Source organism: Streptomyces sp. NPDC050732 (genome assembly GCF_040654255.1).
In the GTDB taxonomy this organism is placed as follows: domain Bacteria; phylum Actinomycetota; class Actinomycetes; order Streptomycetales; family Streptomycetaceae; genus Streptomyces.
On the sequence record NZ_JBFAHP010000003.1, the window covers coordinates 213,021 to 228,270 of the forward strand.

The 15,250-nt window shown below is 72.0% G+C and carries 13 protein-coding genes and 1 pseudogene; 7 read left to right on the top strand and 7 right to left on the bottom strand.

From position 1 onward, the window contains the following. The first annotated feature begins 85 nt into the window (after nt 1-85). A complete protein-coding gene (locus tag AB0H82_RS04395) occupies nt 86-727 on the top strand; it encodes a hypothetical protein (RefSeq protein ID WP_362988648.1) in 642 nt (213 codons plus the stop codon). 101 nt (nt 728-828) lie between these two features. Beyond that, on the top strand, nt 829-1,428 hold the full coding sequence (locus tag AB0H82_RS04400) for a YdcF family protein (RefSeq protein WP_362988650.1): 600 nt from the start codon (nt 829-831) through the stop codon (nt 1,426-1,428). A gap of 67 nt (nt 1,429-1,495) precedes the next feature. Here the strand turns inward: AB0H82_RS04400 and AB0H82_RS04405 are convergent, their stop codons facing one another. From AB0H82_RS04405 to AB0H82_RS04415, 3 genes are read right to left on the bottom strand one after another with little or no spacing between them, the layout of a single operon-like run. Then, nucleotides 1,496-2,422 carry an ATP-grasp domain-containing protein gene (locus tag AB0H82_RS04405; protein ID WP_362988652.1) on the bottom strand — a complete coding sequence of 309 codons (927 nt, stop codon included), beginning with the start codon at nt 2,420-2,422 and terminating at the stop codon, nt 1,496-1,498. Next, a complete protein-coding gene (locus AB0H82_RS04410) occupies nt 2,419-4,137 on the bottom strand; it encodes a DUF885 domain-containing protein (protein WP_362988654.1) in 1,719 nt (572 codons plus the stop codon). The genes AB0H82_RS04405 and AB0H82_RS04410 overlap by 4 nt, the downstream gene beginning before the upstream one ends. Before the next feature lie 32 nt (nt 4,138-4,169). Further along, nucleotides 4,170-4,673 carry an Lrp/AsnC family transcriptional regulator gene (locus AB0H82_RS04415; RefSeq protein ID WP_362988656.1) on the bottom strand — a complete coding sequence of 168 codons (504 nt, stop codon included), beginning with the start codon at nt 4,671-4,673 and terminating at the stop codon, nt 4,170-4,172. A 60-nt stretch (nt 4,674-4,733) separates the two neighbouring features. Between AB0H82_RS04415 and AB0H82_RS04420 the strand changes: the two genes are divergently transcribed. Further along, entirely contained in the window at nt 4,734-6,008 is a 1,275-nt protein-coding gene (locus tag AB0H82_RS04420; protein ID WP_362988658.1) for a PLP-dependent transferase, read from the top strand. Here the strand turns inward: AB0H82_RS04420 and AB0H82_RS04425 are convergent. Together AB0H82_RS04425 and AB0H82_RS04430 are read right to left on the bottom strand one after the other, a co-directional pair. Further along, complete coding sequence (locus tag AB0H82_RS04425; protein WP_362988660.1) at nt 5,968-7,416, bottom strand: GNAT family N-acetyltransferase; 1,449 nt, start codon at nt 7,414-7,416, stop codon at nt 5,968-5,970. The two genes, AB0H82_RS04420 and AB0H82_RS04425, sit on opposite strands and share 41 nt — an antisense overlap. Nucleotides 7,417-7,525: 109 nt before the next feature. Continuing rightward, the gene (locus tag AB0H82_RS04430; RefSeq protein ID WP_362988662.1) at nt 7,526-9,106 is read right to left on the bottom strand and encodes an alkaline phosphatase D family protein; all 1,581 of its coding nucleotides are present in this window, start codon (nt 9,104-9,106) and stop codon (nt 7,526-7,528) included. A gap of 284 nt (nt 9,107-9,390) precedes the next feature. Between AB0H82_RS04430 and AB0H82_RS04435 the strand changes: the two genes are divergently transcribed. Further along, complete coding sequence (locus tag AB0H82_RS04435; RefSeq protein ID WP_362988664.1) at nt 9,391-9,801, top strand: VOC family protein; 411 nt, start codon at nt 9,391-9,393, stop codon at nt 9,799-9,801. Here AB0H82_RS04435 and AB0H82_RS04440 read toward each other — a convergent pair. Then, entirely contained in the window at nt 9,759-11,219 is a 1,461-nt protein-coding gene (locus AB0H82_RS04440; RefSeq protein WP_362988838.1) for a PLP-dependent aminotransferase family protein, read from the bottom strand. The two genes, AB0H82_RS04435 and AB0H82_RS04440, sit on opposite strands and share 43 nt — an antisense overlap. A 199-nt stretch (nt 11,220-11,418) precedes the next feature. On the opposite strand from AB0H82_RS04440, the pseudogene AB0H82_RS04445 reads away from it, so the two are divergent. Next, a pseudogene (locus AB0H82_RS04445) lies at nt 11,419-12,255 on the top strand (DMT family transporter); the annotation flags it as partial. Nucleotides 12,256-12,294: 39 nt separating this feature from the next. On the opposite strand, the gene AB0H82_RS04450 reads toward AB0H82_RS04445, so the two are convergent. Then, nucleotides 12,295-13,128, bottom strand: a complete 834-nt coding sequence (locus AB0H82_RS04450) for an alpha/beta hydrolase (RefSeq protein WP_362988666.1) — start codon at nt 13,126-13,128, stop codon at nt 12,295-12,297. A 160-nt stretch (nt 13,129-13,288) separates the two neighbouring features. Between AB0H82_RS04450 and AB0H82_RS04455 the strand changes: the two genes are divergently transcribed. Both AB0H82_RS04455 and AB0H82_RS04460 read left to right on the top strand, forming a co-directional pair. Continuing rightward, nucleotides 13,289-14,179 (top strand): RNA polymerase sigma-70 factor, encoded by an 891-nt coding sequence (locus AB0H82_RS04455; RefSeq protein WP_362988668.1) that lies wholly within the window; start codon nt 13,289-13,291, stop codon nt 14,177-14,179. A 308-nt stretch (nt 14,180-14,487) separates the two neighbouring features. Next, nucleotides 14,488-15,249, top strand: a complete 762-nt coding sequence (locus tag AB0H82_RS04460) for a GntR family transcriptional regulator (protein WP_362988670.1) — start codon at nt 14,488-14,490, stop codon at nt 15,247-15,249. Nucleotide 15,250: the final 1 nt, after the last annotated feature.

Genomic DNA, 15,250 nt, shown 5'->3' on the forward strand with positions numbered 1-15,250 from the left:
GCGTGGGCTTCCTGGAGTCGCACCCCACAGAAAGGAGGTCCAGCCTGGAAACCGTGTGAGACCCAGGCCGAAGGAGAACCAGACCATGCCCCTCAAGAACAGCGTCAACGACGCGCTCACTGCTGCCTCGAACGCCCGAAAGGCGGCCGACGCGGCCGACAGAGGCGACCGGGACGCGGCTGACGAGGTAGTCATGACGGCGCTGCCCCGAATCCCCCAAATCGACTGGTCGACCGCTGGCCTGCAAAAAGGCATGTCTCGGGGGACGGTCCTCGGGTCGTTGAACGACATGGCGGAGCCCTTCGAGGACAAGGAAACAGTCCGACGGGAGGAAGACGCCCTTTCCGCTGCCATCAATGCGGTACAGAAGGCTGTGCAGGAAGTGGCCGACGCACTGGAATCGGGCGACGCCGACCGAATCAAGGCCGCCAGCGCGAAGGCCCGGGAGGCGGGAGCCGCAGCGGAGAAGGAAGCCCTGCGCGTAGACGGCCTGCTCAAGGACAAGAAATCGGGCCTGGCGGACGCCGACCAGAATGTCAGCGAATGGTGGAACCGCAAACAGGCCGATGCGAAAGAAGCCTACGACAGCGAAGGCCAACCGGAAAAAGAAATCCACGCCAACATGACAAACAATGCCGCGGAACGGGAAAAGGGCGGCGGAGGCAGCTTGGGCGAGGCGGTGTCAGGGGTCCTCGGTGCCGGTGGAAAAATGGGAAGGAAGGGCTGACCCTCCACCCGTTCACGGTGAGCCGTCGTCATCGGCAGAGTCCGTGTGCTCCACCATTCCCTCCTCCGCTGCCCAATACGAGGATGCCCTAGAGTCGCCGCATGCGACGAAGAACGGGGCTGGCGATGGCCGGGGCCGCGGCCCTGGCCTGGGGCGAGTGGTTGAACTGGCGCTGGTCCCGAGCCCTTGTGGGGAGCAGCGGGGGCGCATCAGAAGCCGTGGTCGTATTGGGCTACAGGAACCCACAATCGACGGCGAACTTCATCAACCGCTGGCGCGTTCGTGCTGGAATCCGTTCCGTTGCCGCTGACGGCGTGCGAGGCACTATCGTGATCTTCAGCGGTGGTGCGACCGGCAGCTCCGCTGCGGAAGCCCAGCTGATGGCTGACTACGCGAAGTCGGCGCTCGGGTTCGATGGCGCAGTGCGTCTCGAAGACCGGAGCGCGACGACATGGGAGAACATCTCGAACGTGATCCCGTTGCTTGAGGATGTCGACCGCATCAAGATCGCCTCGCAACCAGCTCACGCGCTCAAAGCCCGTGCGTATTTGCGGCGGCAGCGCCCTGATCTCGCTGAGAGGCTCGTGCGAGCGGATGACTACCGTCCTGGTGAGTGGCTGATGGGCAAGCCGCTGCTGGCTCTGTATGGGCTTTGGACCCTCCGTGGCCTCAAGCCCGAAGAGCGGAAGGCCTCGCTGTAGACAGGCGCTGTCGCGTCGGCTTCACATGGGCGATCCTTGAGCCGCCCCCAGCAGACGACCGTGCGCCCTAGCCCGGACCCGGTGAGACGTCCTCGACCGGACCCGCCGGGACCCCCGCCAGGCCGGCGTACAGCGCGGCGGTGGGCATGGCGGCCCCGGCCCCAGCCCTCCGCGGCAACCCGCTGACCTGCCCGTCGCCCACCTCCACGACCCGCCACCGGCCGTCCGTGTGCAGCGCGAGGTCCGTCGTCACGAAGCGGCAGGCGAGCGCCGCCACCGCCTCGCGCACGGCGTCGAGTTCGGGCGCGGGGGTCCGGTCCGGGGTGTCCGGGTGGGCGGTCACGAGGAGCGCTTCTCCGTCCAGCCACCACACGCGAGCCTCGCCTCCCGCGACGAACGGCTCATAGGCGCGTACCACCAACCCGCCCGCGAGGGTCTCCTCCTGCAGTGCGAAGAAGCGGTCGACCACCGCGGACAGCCGTGTGCTGTCGGCCAGTTCGGGTACGAAGCACGCCTCGTCCCACTCGTGCTTGCGGGACTTGACGTAGTCCTTGACGATGCCCGGGCCGGGGCCGAGCGGCGCCACGAGTTCCGTGAGCCGCTCGGCCGAAGGCGGCTCGCCCGGAGTCGCCGCGCACCAGACGCTGCGGGGCGTGAGTGAAGCCCGCTCCAATGTGGCGTACCAGCCAGGTAGTTCGTGGGCTCGACCGTATGCGCCGGATCCCGTGAGCAGGGCGCAGCCGCGCGCCGCGAGAGCCTGCTCCAGCTCTTCGTAGCGCGCGACCGGCACCATCCACCCCCGGTACCAGTAGGGGCCCGACCCGCGCAGAACCCGTCCGACGGCGCGAGCCATGTCGCCGGACATGAGCGCGTCATGGTCGACGAGGGCGACCTCGGCGCCGGTCGCGCGCGCGGCCGTGACCTCCGGTGCGAACTCGGGGTCGGGCCGCGCGGCGCGCAGGGGGTCGGTCGGGAAGAGGAACGCGGTGCTCACAGCTCGGACAATTCGGCGACCAGATCGTCGAGGCCCAGGGAGCCCTGCGACAGCGCGCCCATGTGCCATGCCTTGGCGTCGAACGCGTCGCCGTGCCGACGCCGCGCGTTCTCCCGGCCGAGCAGCCAGGCGCGCTCGCCCAGCTTGTAGCCGATGGCCTGGCCCGGAATGGTGAGGTAGCGGGTCATCTCGCTCGCCACATAGTCCGTGGGGCGGCCGCAGTGGGCGTCGTAGAACTCCTGGGCGAGGTCGGGCGTCCAGCGCTCGCCGGGACGGAAGGGGGAGTCCCCGGGGATCTCCAGTTCCAGGTGCATGCCGATGTCGACGATGACCCGCAGCGCGCGCATCATCTGCGCGTCCAGATAGCCGAGCCTGCGCTCGGGGTCGGTCAGGAAGCCGAGCTCGTCCATGAGGCGCTCCGCGTACAGCGCCCAGCCCTCGGCGTTGGCGCTGACGATGCCGACGGTCGCCTGGTAGCGGGAGAGGTTCTCCGCGACGTGCGCCCACTGGGCGAGCTGGAGGTGGTGGCCCGGCACGCCCTCGTGGTACCAGGTGGAGACGAGGTCGTAGACCGGGAAGCGGGTCTCGCCCATCGTCGGCAGCCAGGTGCGGCCGGGGCGCGAGAAGTCCTCGGACGGGCCCGTGTAGTACGGGGCGGCGGCCCCGCCGGGCGGCGCGATGTGGGACTCCACCTTCCGTACCCGCTCGGCCAGTTCGAAGTGAGTGCCGTCCAACGCGTCGATGGCCTCGTCCATCAGTTCCTGCAGCCAGACCCGGACCTCGTCGACGCCCTCGATGTGCGCCCCGTGCTCGTCCAGGTGGGCGAGCGCCACCCATGGAGTGGCCGCGCCGGGCAGGATCTTCTCGGCCTCGGTCCGCATCTCGGCGAGCAGTCGGTGGTACTCCGACCAGCCGTACGCGTACGCCTCGTCGAGGTCCAGATCGGTGCCGTTGAAATCACGGGAGAGGCGGGCGTAGCGCTCGCGGCCCACGGTGTCGGGGGAGCCCTGGATCGCGGGCGCGTAGACGTCGCGCATCCAGTCGCGCAGCGCCACGACGGACTCGGTGGCGCCCAGCGCCGCGGCGTCCAGGTCGGCGCGCAGCGCGTCGGGGCCCGCGGCCGCGAAGTCCTCGAACCAGCCGCGCCCGCTCGCGGCGCCGCCGGCTTCCCCCGCCCATTCGGTGAGCTGCCCGATGAAGGTTTCGGTGGGGCGCGGCGCCCCGAACAGCTTCTGGTCGAGGCCGAGTTCGAGCGATGCGCGGTAGCCCTCCAGGGCGGCGGGTACGGCACGCAGGCGCTCGGCGATCGCCACCCAGTCCTCCTCCGTGTCCGTGGGGGACACGGTGAAGATCTCCCGCACCTGGTGCGGCATCGTGTGCAGGTTGCCGACGGCGCGCAGCCCTTCCCCGGCCTCGTGCACGGCCAGCTGGGCGGTGAGCCGCTCCCGCAGCAGGCGGCCGCAGCGGCGCTCGACGTCGCTGTCCGCGCCAGGCCGCGCCTCGGCCTCGTCCAGCCGTGCCAGGGTCGTGCGCGCCAGCCGCGCCAGCGCCTCCTGGCCCTCGGGGGAGGTGTCGGGGAGCTTGCTGTTGCTCTCCTTCACTCCGAGATAGGTGCCCGTGATGGGGTCGAGGGCGATGAGCTCGTCGACGTACGCGTCGGCGACGGCGCGGGGCAGGGGGCCGGTGTTCGGATGCGGGTTCTTCGTGGCTGACATGCGGACATCCTCGTACGAGGAACGGGTGCGCGTCACCATGATTCCTCCGGCGGATCCTGGGGGGCGTCGGGCGGCAGGAGCGGACCGCACGACCACTGCTGAAAGATCAACCGGGTCTCCACGCGCGCCACTTCGCGCCGCGCGGTGAACTCGTCGAGGACGAGCCGCTGCAGATCCGCAGGACCGGCCACCGCCACGTGCACCAGAAAGTCCTCGGGCCCCGTGAGGTGGAACAGGGACAGGGACTCGGGCAGCGCCCGCACACGCTCCACGAAAGGGCCCACGAGATCCCGGCGGTGCGGCCGCACCTGCACGGAGAGGAGCGCCTCGACCCCGCGCCCGAGCTTCGCCGGGTCGAGCCGCAACAGATGTCCGAGAATCACCCCCGACCGCCGCAGCCGCGTCACGCGGTCGAGGCAGGTGGACGGCGCGACACCGACCTGCGCGGCGAGCTCGCGGTAGGTGGTCCGGGCGTCGTTCTGCAGCAGACGCAGGATGTGGAGGTCCACCGGGTCCAGTGCGACGGAATCGGCCATCGGCCGAACGTAGCACGGGACCTGGGCCACCACACCCGGTCGTTGTTCAGCCTGTGCCGCATGGAAGCGAACACCGGGAAAGCACCGCACAAGCCCTCGGTCGACAGGACGGCACCACCGCGTGCTCTGGCCACCGAAGCCGTGCACGCGGGACGGGACGACCTGGCCGAAATGGGTCTGCATGCCCCGCCCATCGACCTCTCCACGACCTATCCCTCCCGTGACAGCCGGGCGGAGGCCGCCCGCATCGACGCCTTCGCCGCCGAAGGCGTCGTCGACGACGGGCCGCCGGTCTACGCCCGGCTCGGCAACCCGACCGTCGCCCGCTTCGAGACCGCCCTCGCCCGGCTCGAAGGCACCGAGAGCGCGGTCGCGTTCGCGAGCGGCATGGCGGCCCTGACCGCGGTGCTTCTCGTACGAGGATCGGCGCGACTGCGCCACGTCGTGGCCGTCCGGCCCCTGTACGGGTGCAGCGACCACCTGCTCACCGCCGGCCTCGTCGGCACGGAGGTGACCTGGGTGGACCCGGAGGGCATCGCCGACGCCATCCGCCCCGACACCGGCCTGGTCATGGTCGAGTCGCCCGCCAACCCCACCCTCGCCGAACTCGACCTGGCCGAGGTCGTCCGCGCGTGCGGCACGGTGCCGCTGCTCGCCGACAACACCTTCGCGACGCCGGTACTGCAGCGTCCCGCGGAGAGCGGCGCCCGGCTCGTGCTGCACAGCGCCACGAAGTACCTGGGCGGGCACGGCGACGTCCTCGGGGGAGTGGTCGCGTGCGACGAGGAGCTCGCGCGCGGGCTGCGCCAGGTGCGGTTCGCCACGGGCGGGGTGCTGCACCCCCTCGCCGGTTACCTGTTGTTGCGCGGCCTGGCCACGCTGCCGGTCCGGGTGCGGGCCGCTTCGGCGACCGCGGCGGAACTGGCGCGCCGCCTCGCCGCCGACCCGCGCGTGGACCGCGTCCACTACCCGCGCCTCGGCGGCGCCATGGTCGCCTTCGAAGTGCGCGGCGACCCGCACGCGGTGATCGCCGGCGTACGGCTGATCACCCCGGCGGTCAGCCTCGGCAGCGTCGACTCCCTCATCCAGCACCCCGCGTCCATCAGCCACCGCGTGGTGGACGCCGCGGACCGGCGCTCGGCCGGCGTGAGCGACCGGCTGCTGCGGATGTCGTGCGGCCTGGAGGACGTCGAGGACCTGTGGCGCGACCTGGACCGGGCGCTCGGCCCCGCCCAGGTCACCATCCCCGCGCCGGTGGCCACCGGGACCGCGAGCGCCACGGCCGCCGAGGGCCTCAGGGGCGCTGCGCGTGGTCGTACGGCGGCCGCGAGCTGACCGGCGTGGGGTCGAGACGGGCCGTGATCACCAGCGTGCCCTCCTCGATCTGGTAGTCGAGCGGCAGGCCGAGCCCGCGCATCGCGGCCACCATGCCGGTGTTGGACGCCCGCGTCACCGCGTACACGCTCTCGCAGCCCGCCTCGACCGCCATCGTCACCAGGCGGCCGAGCAGCTGGGTGCCGATGCCGCGGCGCTGCCAGTCGTCCTCGACGAGCAGCGCCACCTCGGTCTCGTCGCCGTCCCAGAGGAGGTGGCCGATGCCGACGATCCGCCCGGACGCGGTCCGCACCGCGAGCGTGCGGCCGAACCGGGGGCTGAGGAGGTGGTTGAGATAGCGGTCGGCGTCGTGCACGGGACCGTGGTAGCGCATGTCCAGCGTGCGCCGCGAGCAGCGCTCGTGCATGGCCTTGGCGGCCTCGATGTCCGACGTGTCGGCCCGCTGCACGGTGATGGAGTTGCCCTCCGGCAGGGTCAGGACGTCCTGGCTCCGGGGGATGCGCGGGCCGAGCCGGGTGTCGAGCTCCACGAGGGCCCGGGCGCGGGCGAACTCCGTGGGCGTGAACGGCAGGTAGGGCCGCTCGACGGTGATGACCTCGCCGTCGGGGCCGTTCAGACGCAGTACGGTCCCGTCGAGTACGCCGTCGACCGGGGTCCCGTCCGGCGGCGTGATCTCGTCCTGCCGGGGCTTCGGCCGCGACGTCGCGGGCAGCGAGCGGATGGTGCAGCGACCCAGGAGGTGGCGCAGCGCCAGGGGGAGTTCGGCCGCGTCGAGCGCGGTGCGGGTGGCGAGGCCGAGGATGCGGGTGGGCGCGTCCACCAGGTCGTGGGTGTCGGCGCGCTCGATCCAGGTGCCCGTGCCGCCCGCCCCGGCGATCGACCGCGTGATCTCGGCGGCGGCCAGCTCGGCGGGCGCACGCAGCAGGAACTCGTCGACGGTGCCCTCGGCCAGCGGGTGGGCCTGCAGGCTGAGGATGTCGATGCGGCGGTCGGCGAGGGTCACGCACAGCGAGGCCAGCGAGCCCGGCTCGTCCCGCACGGTCGTACGCATGCGCCACAGGATGGTCTCGCCCGGCTGCACCGGTTCCGCGGATGGTGCGATGGCAGGCGCCGGGGTGGTCGTCGTGCGCCCGGCCTGCTCCGCGTCCGCGGGCGGCCGGGCGACGGTATCGTGCGCCGGCGGCGGCGCGTGGTTGTGGCGTCGCGCCCACCAGATGTGGAAGCCGGCCGTGGCGAGCAGCACCACGGCCGACACGAGCAGCAGGGCGGGGCCGTCGGGCCCGTGCCCCACCATGTTCGCCACGGCGTCGGCGACCGCGACGGCGGTGAACAGGGCCGCCAGCTCGACCACGTCGCGCCGCCAGTGATGGACGGGGCGGCCGTGCTTGGTCCGTGTCACGTCAGGCATGTCAGCTCTCATATGTTCACTGTGCTGGACCGGTGTTTCGTGATCACGAACGCTCTGTGACTGATGGGTAAAGAGGTCATCTGCCCCTTTGGCGGCAATTGGGCCAGCGCTACTGCCCCACCCGACCCGGCTGCAGCACCTTGCTGAACAGCACGCCGCCGCCCTCCTGCCGCAGCCGCACCGTCAACTCGCCGCTGCCGCCGTCGATGTCGACCTCGCCGAAGTACTGCGGGGTCTCGGCCGGCGAGGTGTTCGCCCGGCTCGGAGCCTTGCGGAACTTCTGCTCGGGGCCGAACGTCGCGTCGAGTTTCGTGGCGGGGAAACCGCCCGCGGCGAGCGGCCCGGACACGAACTCCCAGAACGGCGCGAAGTCCTTGAACGCCGCACGCGACGGGTCGTAGTGCTGCGCGGAGGTGTAGTGCACGTCGGCCGTCAGCCACAGCGTGCCCGTGATCTTACGGTGCTTGATGTGCCGCAGCAGGTCGGCGATCTGCAGCTCGCGGCCCAGCGGCGCGCCGGGATCGCCCTGCGCCACGGCCTCGAAGTTCGTCCTGCCGTCGGGCACGACGATGCCCAGCGGCATGTCGGAGGCGATGACCTTCCACACCGCCCGGGAGCGGGACAGCTCGCGCTTGAGCCAGGCCAGCTGGCGGGCGCCGAGGATGCCGGTGGCGTCGTCGGGCTGCCGGTTGGGCGAGTTGGCGTTGCGGTAGGTGCGCATGTCGAGCACGAACACGTCCAGGAGCGGGCCGTGCCGCCGCACCCGGTACACCCGGCCGTCCTCGTCGCCCGGCGGCAGGGTCGAGATCGGGAAGTACTCGCTGAAGGCCCGCAAGGAGCGGCCCGCGAGGACGTCCACGTTCTTCTCCGTGTACCGGGGGTCGTCCAGGATCTGCCCCGGGTACCAGTTGTTGCGCACCTCGTGGTCGTCCCACTGGATGATGGACGGTACCTGGGCGTTGAACCGTCTGACGTTCTCGTCGAGCAGGTTGTAGCGGAACGCGCCGCGGAACTCCGCCAGGGACTCGGCGACCTTGGACTTCTCCTCCGTCGTGACGTTCCGCCACACGGTGCCGTCGGGCAGCGTGACGCTCGGCAGGATGGGGCCGTCGGCGTAGATGTTGTCGCCGCTGCACAGGAAGAAGTCCGGGTGCCGCCCGCGCATCTCCTCGAAGACGCGGAAGCCGCCCCGGTCGGGGTTGATGCCCCAGCCCTGGCCCGCGATGTCGCCCGACCACAGGAAGCGCACGTCCTCCTTGCGGCTCCTGGGCGCCGTGCGGAACGTGCCCTCGACGGGCTTGCCCGCACGACGCGGGTCGTCGGGGTCGGTGAGCAGCACCCGGTAGTGGATCTGCTCGCCCGCGGGCAGGCCGCGCAGCGGTGTCGTCCCCGTGAAGTCCGTGTCCGGGCCGAGCAGCGGGCCGTGCCATCGGCGGGGGTTGCGGAACGACTCGGTGGCCGACGTCTCCACGATCATCCGCGCCGGACGGTCGGAGCGGACCCACACGAGTCCCGAGTGAGCGCTCACGTCGCCTGCCTGCACACCCCACGCGGCCTTCGGGCGTCCCGAGAGCGCGAGCGAGGGAGCCGCCCCGGCCAGTGCGGGCACGGCGAGCGCCGCCGGTACGGCGAGCGAACCGCGCAGCACGCTGCGGCGGCGGGGGGACGGGCTCGGCTGACGTTGCGACATGAATGCGCCTCCAGTTGACGGGTGCGACCAGTGTGCGGGAGCCCGGCCGGTACCGCGCCACAGCGTCCACGCGAACCACAAGTGAACAACTCCCCACGGGCGGAGGGGAACCGCCGCGCGGAGACGGTACGAACCGAGGCGGGGGGTGTCTCGGCCTAGGGCCGCGGTCGTACGTCGCGGGGACGGAGGGCCGGGACGTACGACCGATGGCCGCAAGATCCACGACTGCCTACGCTCGGCACCTGAGCACGTCACCGGGCGTGCCGTAGCGAAGGGGGAGTGCCGTGCCGGTCAACGGTCAGAGCCACATCCGTATCGCCCGTCCGTCCCGTGACCTGGCGGCCGCCGAGCGGTTCTGGGTCGACGGGCTGGGGCTGAGCGTGGTGTACCGGGCGGAGGGCGGCGGCGCTCCTGGCGAGCACGACCTGCTCATGGTGGGGTGGCCCGACGCGTCCTGGCACCTCGAACTCGTCCACGAGGCGGCAGCTCCCGTGCAGCCGAGCCCCACCGAGGAGGACCTGCTCGTCGTGTACGTCGACGGGGAGGTTCCCGACGAGCTGGTGGCGAGCCTTGAGGAGCAGGGCGGAAAGCGGGTCCTGTCGCCCAACCCCTACTGGAACGAGTGGGGCGTCACCGTCGAGGACCCGGACGGCTACCGCCTGGTGCTCTGCACGCGCGCGTGGTCCAACTCCTGAGCTCCCTGAGCCTTCCCGACCGCCTCCGCCAGCAGGCGCACCCCGTCGGCGATCCGGGCCGGTGAGAGGTGCGCGTAACCGAGGACCAGGTGGATCCCGTCGACAGGGGCGCCTTCGGGGACTCCGCCTCCGTCGAGGGAGGGGGTCGGCATGCCGTAGTCGCTCAGGGGCCGGACCGCGACGCCGGCCGCCGCCGCCCGCGCCAGGAAGGCGTCCTGCGGCCCCCAGCGGCCCGGCAGCCGGGCGATGACATGCAGGCCGGCGGCGATGCCGGTGACCCGCACACCGGGGAAGTGCTCGTGCAGGGCGGCCACCAGGGTGTCCCGGCGCTCCCGGTAGGCGCGCTGGCAGCGGCGCAACTGCCGGTCGTAGTCGCCCCGTTCCACGAACCGGGCAAGGAGCTCCTGGTCGAGGGCCGGATTGCCCAGGTCCATCACCCGCTTGCGCTCGACGACCTCGGCGGCGAGACCGTCCGGCACCAGCAGCCAGCCGAGCCGCAGCCCCGGAGCGAGCGATTTGCTGACCGACCCGGTGTAGGCGACACGTACGGGGTCGAGTCCCTGCAGGGCACCCACCGGGGCGCGGTCGTAACGGAAGTCCCCGTCGTAGTCGTCCTCGATGATCAGCCCGTCGACGGACCGTGCCCACTCCAGGAGATCGGTACGGCGCCCGGCCGAGTAGCCGATGCCCGAGGGGAACTGGTGGGCGGGGGTGGTGACGACCGCGCGTACGCCCCGCTCCCGCAGTGCCACGGGATCCGCGCCCTCGTCGTCCACCGGTATGCCCACCGGTGTGATGCCCGCCGCGGCGAGCAGCGTGGCGTGCTCGGGGCTGCCGGGGTCCTCGACACCGATCGCCGTGTGCCCACGCGCGCGGAGCGCCAGCGCCAGCAGCGTCATGGCCTGAGCCACTCCGGAGCAGACGATGACGCGCTCCGGATCGGCGACCACACCGCGGCGCCGCGCCAGGAGGTCCGCGAGGACCGTACGCAGCCTCGGCAGGCCGCGCGGGTCCGGGTAGCCCAGCGCGTGGTGCGGCAGTTCGGCGAGCACCTGGCGGTGGGCGGCGGACCACGCGGAGCGGGGGAAGAGGGACAGGTCCGGGACGCCGGGCAGGAAGTCCACGCGCGCGTGGCCGTCCCGGGGCGCGAGGTCGCGGACCGTGGGCACGGCGGCCCGCGCCGCGTCGCCCACCCACGTCCCCGCCCCGCGCCCGCTGCGCAGATAGCCCTCCGCCGTCAACTGCTCGTACGCCTCCGTGATCAGGCCACGGGAGACACCCAGGTCGGCGGCGAGCTCGCGGCTGGAGGGCAGCCGGGTCCCCGCCGTGAGCCGGCCCGACCTGACGGCCTCGCGCAGGGCCGACGCCAGGCTGCGGCCACGGCTGCGCGCGGGGGCGGACGCGGCGGGCAGCAGCAGCTCCCAGGCAGCGCTCCACGGCGCGCGGTCGTCGTCGGTGCCTTGTGCTGTCCGTGGGGTCTTTGGTGTCAGTGCGATGCACCTCTCCGGAAGCGCTGTCTATGAAGGTGGTCCACGGGGGTGGTCGCGGAAGTGGTCCCCTAACCAGCCGCAGAAGTGGACCTTAAAGGGGACCGCCCCCGCTTCCTAGCGTCGGGGGATGAACGCGAACTCCTCACGCGGGGCGCTCCTCGCGGCCCTCGCCTGTCTTCTCGTCGGCGGCTCCTTCACCGCCAACAGCCTGCTGGGCGACTACCCGTACGCGGGCGGCCAGTTCCTGCGCTACGGACTGGCCTGCCTGCTCCTGCTGCCCTGGCTCGGCAAGCGCGGCACCGCCGCGCTGCGCCGACTGTCGCGTCCCCAGTGGGGGCGCCTCGCACTGCTCGCGGCCGTGGGGATGGTCGGCTTCAACCTGGCGATCCTCGCCGCGGAACGGTCGGCGGAACCTGCCGTACCGGGTGTCTTCGTAGGATGCGCCCCAGTCGTCGTCGCCCTCCTGATGCCGCTCCTGGAAGGGCGCACGCCCCAGCGGGTGGTCCTGCACGGCGCGCTGCTCGTGGCCGCAGGGGCGTTCACCGTGCAGGGCTGGGGCCGCACGGACGCGGTGGGGCTCCTGTTCTCGGTGGGCGCGCTCCTCGGAGAGGTCGGTTTCGCGGTGCTCGCCGTCCCCGTGCTGCGGCCCCTCGGGCCCAGGCTGCTCGCGACCACGGTGTGTGCCGTCGCCGCCGTCGAATCGGCTGTGCTGGGGCTCGCCGTCGACGGCGGCGGCTTCGTGCGGTGGCCGGACCGCACCGAGGGCGCGGCCCTGTTGTGGCAGGCGGTCATCGTGACCGTCGTCGGATTCGTGCTCTGGTACTCGGGAGTCCAGCGCATCGGTGCCGAGCGGGCCACGCTCTTCTCCGGCCTCATTCCCGTCGCGGCGGCCTGCACTGCCCCGCTGGTCGGCACCGGCACGTACGGGATGCCCCAGGCAGCCGGGAGTGTGCTGGTCGGTGCCGGGGTGGCCCTGGGCTCCGGAGTGGTCGGCGGGCGCCGGTCAGCGGCGGCAGGTGTCGAGGATGACGCGGGCGACGAGGGCCGGGTCGTCGTGCATCGGGACATGTCCGCAGCCGGGGAGCCGGACCAGCCGCGCGGCGGGGATGGCGTGCTTGGCACGGATTCCCTGCCGGCGCAGGAGCAGCCGGTCCCGTGTGCCCCAGGCGATGGTGATCGGCAGGCCCGTCACATCGTTCTGGAGGAGGACGTCCCGCCCGGCCGTCAGTGTCGCCGCGAACCCCGCGGCCTCGCGCAGTGCGAGCGTCTCGGCGACGACGGCCTCCGGTGAACGGCGCCAAGGGCGGGCGTAGATGGTGCTCGTGAGCGCGGTGCGCCCGGCCGCGCTGCGCGACAGCCGCTCTATCGCGGGAACCGGCAGCATGCGCGCGCCCCGCCGCATGGCGAGGAGCGTGGCGAACGCGTACCGGCGCTCGGCGGGTGACCAGAAGCCGCCGGGGGAGAGGGCGGTGACGGAGCGGACCAGCTTCTCGCGGGCCATTTCGAGGGCGAGCAGCCCGCCCAGGGAGTTGCCCGCCACGTGCGGACGCTCCACCCCCAGCGCTTCGCACATCGCACCGAGCGCGGGGACCATCGTGGCGAGCCCGTACGCCAGCCCGTCCGGCAGAACGGGCGAGCGGCCGAACCCCGGCAGATCCACCGCGATCACGTCGTACTCGGCGGCCAGGATCTCGAACACCGGGTCCCAGGCCTGCCGGTGGTGGCCGATGCCGTGGAGCAGCAGCAACGGCTCGCCCGCGCCCGCGCGTTCGTAGGAGATGGTCGCGGTGTGCGGGCCGTCGGGCGACGCGACGCCGAAGGAGACCTCTGTGGCCATGATTGCTCCTGTTCCCGCCGCCGGGCGACGGCCCCTGAATGCGTTAGACACGTTGTCAGCAACAATTACCGTTCGGTAGCCCCGGGTTCAAGAGGCAGGAGGCTCCGGTTCGAGAAGGCGGTGCCTGGACAGGCGCGCTCCCGTGAGCTGGGATGGGAGGGTGGCTACCGACAGCATGACCGACGTCTTTGAAGAGCACCGACCAGTCCTGATGGGCGTCGCCTACCGCATGCTCGGCCGGGTGGTCGACGCGGAGGACGTCGTCCAGGAGGCGTGGCTGCGCTGGTCGGCGTCCGACCACGACCAAGTGCGCGAACCCCGCGCCTTCTTGGTGCGCGTCACCACCCGGCTCGCCATCGACCGGCTGCGCCACCTGCAGTCCCGGCGCGAGGCGTACGTGGGGCCGTGGCTGCCCGAGCCCTGCGTCACCGAGTTCGGGCCGACGGTCCCCGACACCGCGGAGCGGGCCGTGCTCGCCGAGTCCGTCTCGCTTGCCGTCCTCGTGGTCCTGGAGTCCCTGTCGCCGCTGGAGCGTGCGGTGTTCGTGCTCCGCGAGGCCTTCGGATTCCCGTACGCCGAGATCGCGGCCACGCTCGACCGCGGCGAGGCCTCCGTGCGCCAGCTCGCCGGGCGGGCCCGCAAGCACGTCGACGCGGGCCGGCCCCGCTACAAGGTGGACCCCGCCGAGCGCCGCGACCTGACGGAACGGTTCCTCGCCGCGGCGACCGAGGGAGACCTGGACGGGCTGCTGTCCCTCCTCGCGCCGGACGTCCGGCTGGTCGGCGACAGCGGCGGCAAGACGAAGGCTCCGCTGCGCGTCCTGGAGACCGCCGACAAGGTGGGCAGGTTCCTGCACCACACCGCGGCCCGGGTGCTCAGGGACGCGGCCGAGCTGGAATTCCGCTTCATCGAGGTCAATGGCGCCGAGTCCCTGTTCGTCCTCATCGACGGCAAGCCCGACAGCGTCTTCCAGTTCGCTGTCGCCGACGGTCGCATCCAGGACGTCTACATCGTCCGTAATCCGGACAAGCTCACGGCGCTCGCTCCGTAGAACCCGGGTTCCGGAGCGCCCTCAGAAGCGTATTCGCGCAGTACAGAGCCCCCGCCCGGCAAGGGCGGGGGCTCTGTCGCGCGCTCTTCGCCGGCCGTTCACGCGCGCGTGGCCGATTACGCCTGCTTGGCCCCGTGCGAACTCCGCATGAATGCTCTGTGGCATCACCCCTGTGCAGGCTGTAACGGATCGAGGATTGGTCTTGACCAAGGATGGGTGCAGGCCTATGGTCGCAGGGATAGTGCAGGAACCTTTAATAAACAAGGGCGCTAAAACGCCGCCGGTCGACGGCGATTGCGGAGGACAGGGTGGGGACCACGCAGCTCGAAACGGCGCCGGAGCCGAAGTACTGGCACCTGAAGACGGTGCTCAGTGAGGCGCTCGACTCCGAATTCGCCGTGGGGGAGATCCTGCCGAACGAGCGCGATCTCGCGGCCCGGTTCGGTGTCGCCCGCGCCACGCTCCGGCAGGCACTGGAACAGCTGGAACTCGAAGGCAGGCTGCAGCGCCGCCGTGGAGTGGGCACAACCGTCGCTCCGCCGCGGATGGGTGTGGCCGTCGGATCCGCGCAGGGCACCTGGCCGGGCGCGGTCGGCGACGCCTGGCAGCCCGCCGACTGCGCCCCGGCGGCCCCGCCCGCGGAGGTGGCCCGCATGCTGGGGCTCCCCGCGGACGAGCAGGTGCACGTGGTGCGCCGCACCCGCGTCTCGAACGGTCAGCCGGTAGCCGCCGAGCTGCTGTACGTGCCCATGTCATCGGTCGCCGAACTGACCGGCATGGACGCCCCGTCCGGCGCGGCACGCGCGCGTGTGGTCCTGCGCGAGCTGGCCAGGCACGGCCTCGAAGGTCAGGACCGGGCCGTGGAACTCGGCTCCGCCCGCGCCGACGACGCCAAGGCGCTCGACCGCCTGCCCGGAGCGCCGGTGCTCGTCGTGACGACCCGCTTCTTCGCCGAAGGGCGCACGGCAGCGGTGTCCGTCGCCACGTACCGCGCCGACACCTGCAGGCTCACCTTCGGAGACACCGGCGGCGTGGAGATACACCACGAGTCGGAGCACGACGCCTCCTGAC

What these genes read in the sequence shown, in the direction of transcription:
- AB0H82_RS04410 (WP_362988654.1), bottom strand. Translation starts at nt 4,137, where the DNA reads ATGTCAGCCACGAAGAACCCGCATCCGAACACCGGCCCCCTGCCCCGC.
- AB0H82_RS04395 (WP_362988648.1), top strand. Translation starts at nt 86, where the DNA reads ATGCCCCTCAAGAACAGCGTCAACGACGCGCTCACTGCTGCCTCGAAC.
- AB0H82_RS04400 (WP_362988650.1), top strand. Translation starts at nt 829, where the DNA reads ATGCGACGAAGAACGGGGCTGGCGATGGCCGGGGCCGCGGCCCTGGCC.
- AB0H82_RS04420 (WP_362988658.1), top strand. Translation starts at nt 4,734, where the DNA reads ATGGAAGCGAACACCGGGAAAGCACCGCACAAGCCCTCGGTCGACAGG.
- AB0H82_RS04430 (WP_362988662.1), bottom strand. Translation starts at nt 9,106, where the DNA reads ATGTCGCAACGTCAGCCGAGCCCGTCCCCCCGCCGCCGCAGCGTGCTG.
- AB0H82_RS04425 (WP_362988660.1), bottom strand. Translation starts at nt 7,416, where the DNA reads ATGCCTGACGTGACACGGACCAAGCACGGCCGCCCCGTCCATCACTGG.
- AB0H82_RS04415 (WP_362988656.1), bottom strand. Translation starts at nt 4,673, where the DNA reads ATGGCCGATTCCGTCGCACTGGACCCGGTGGACCTCCACATCCTGCGT.
- AB0H82_RS04450 (WP_362988666.1), bottom strand. Translation starts at nt 13,128, where the DNA reads ATGGCCACAGAGGTCTCCTTCGGCGTCGCGTCGCCCGACGGCCCGCAC.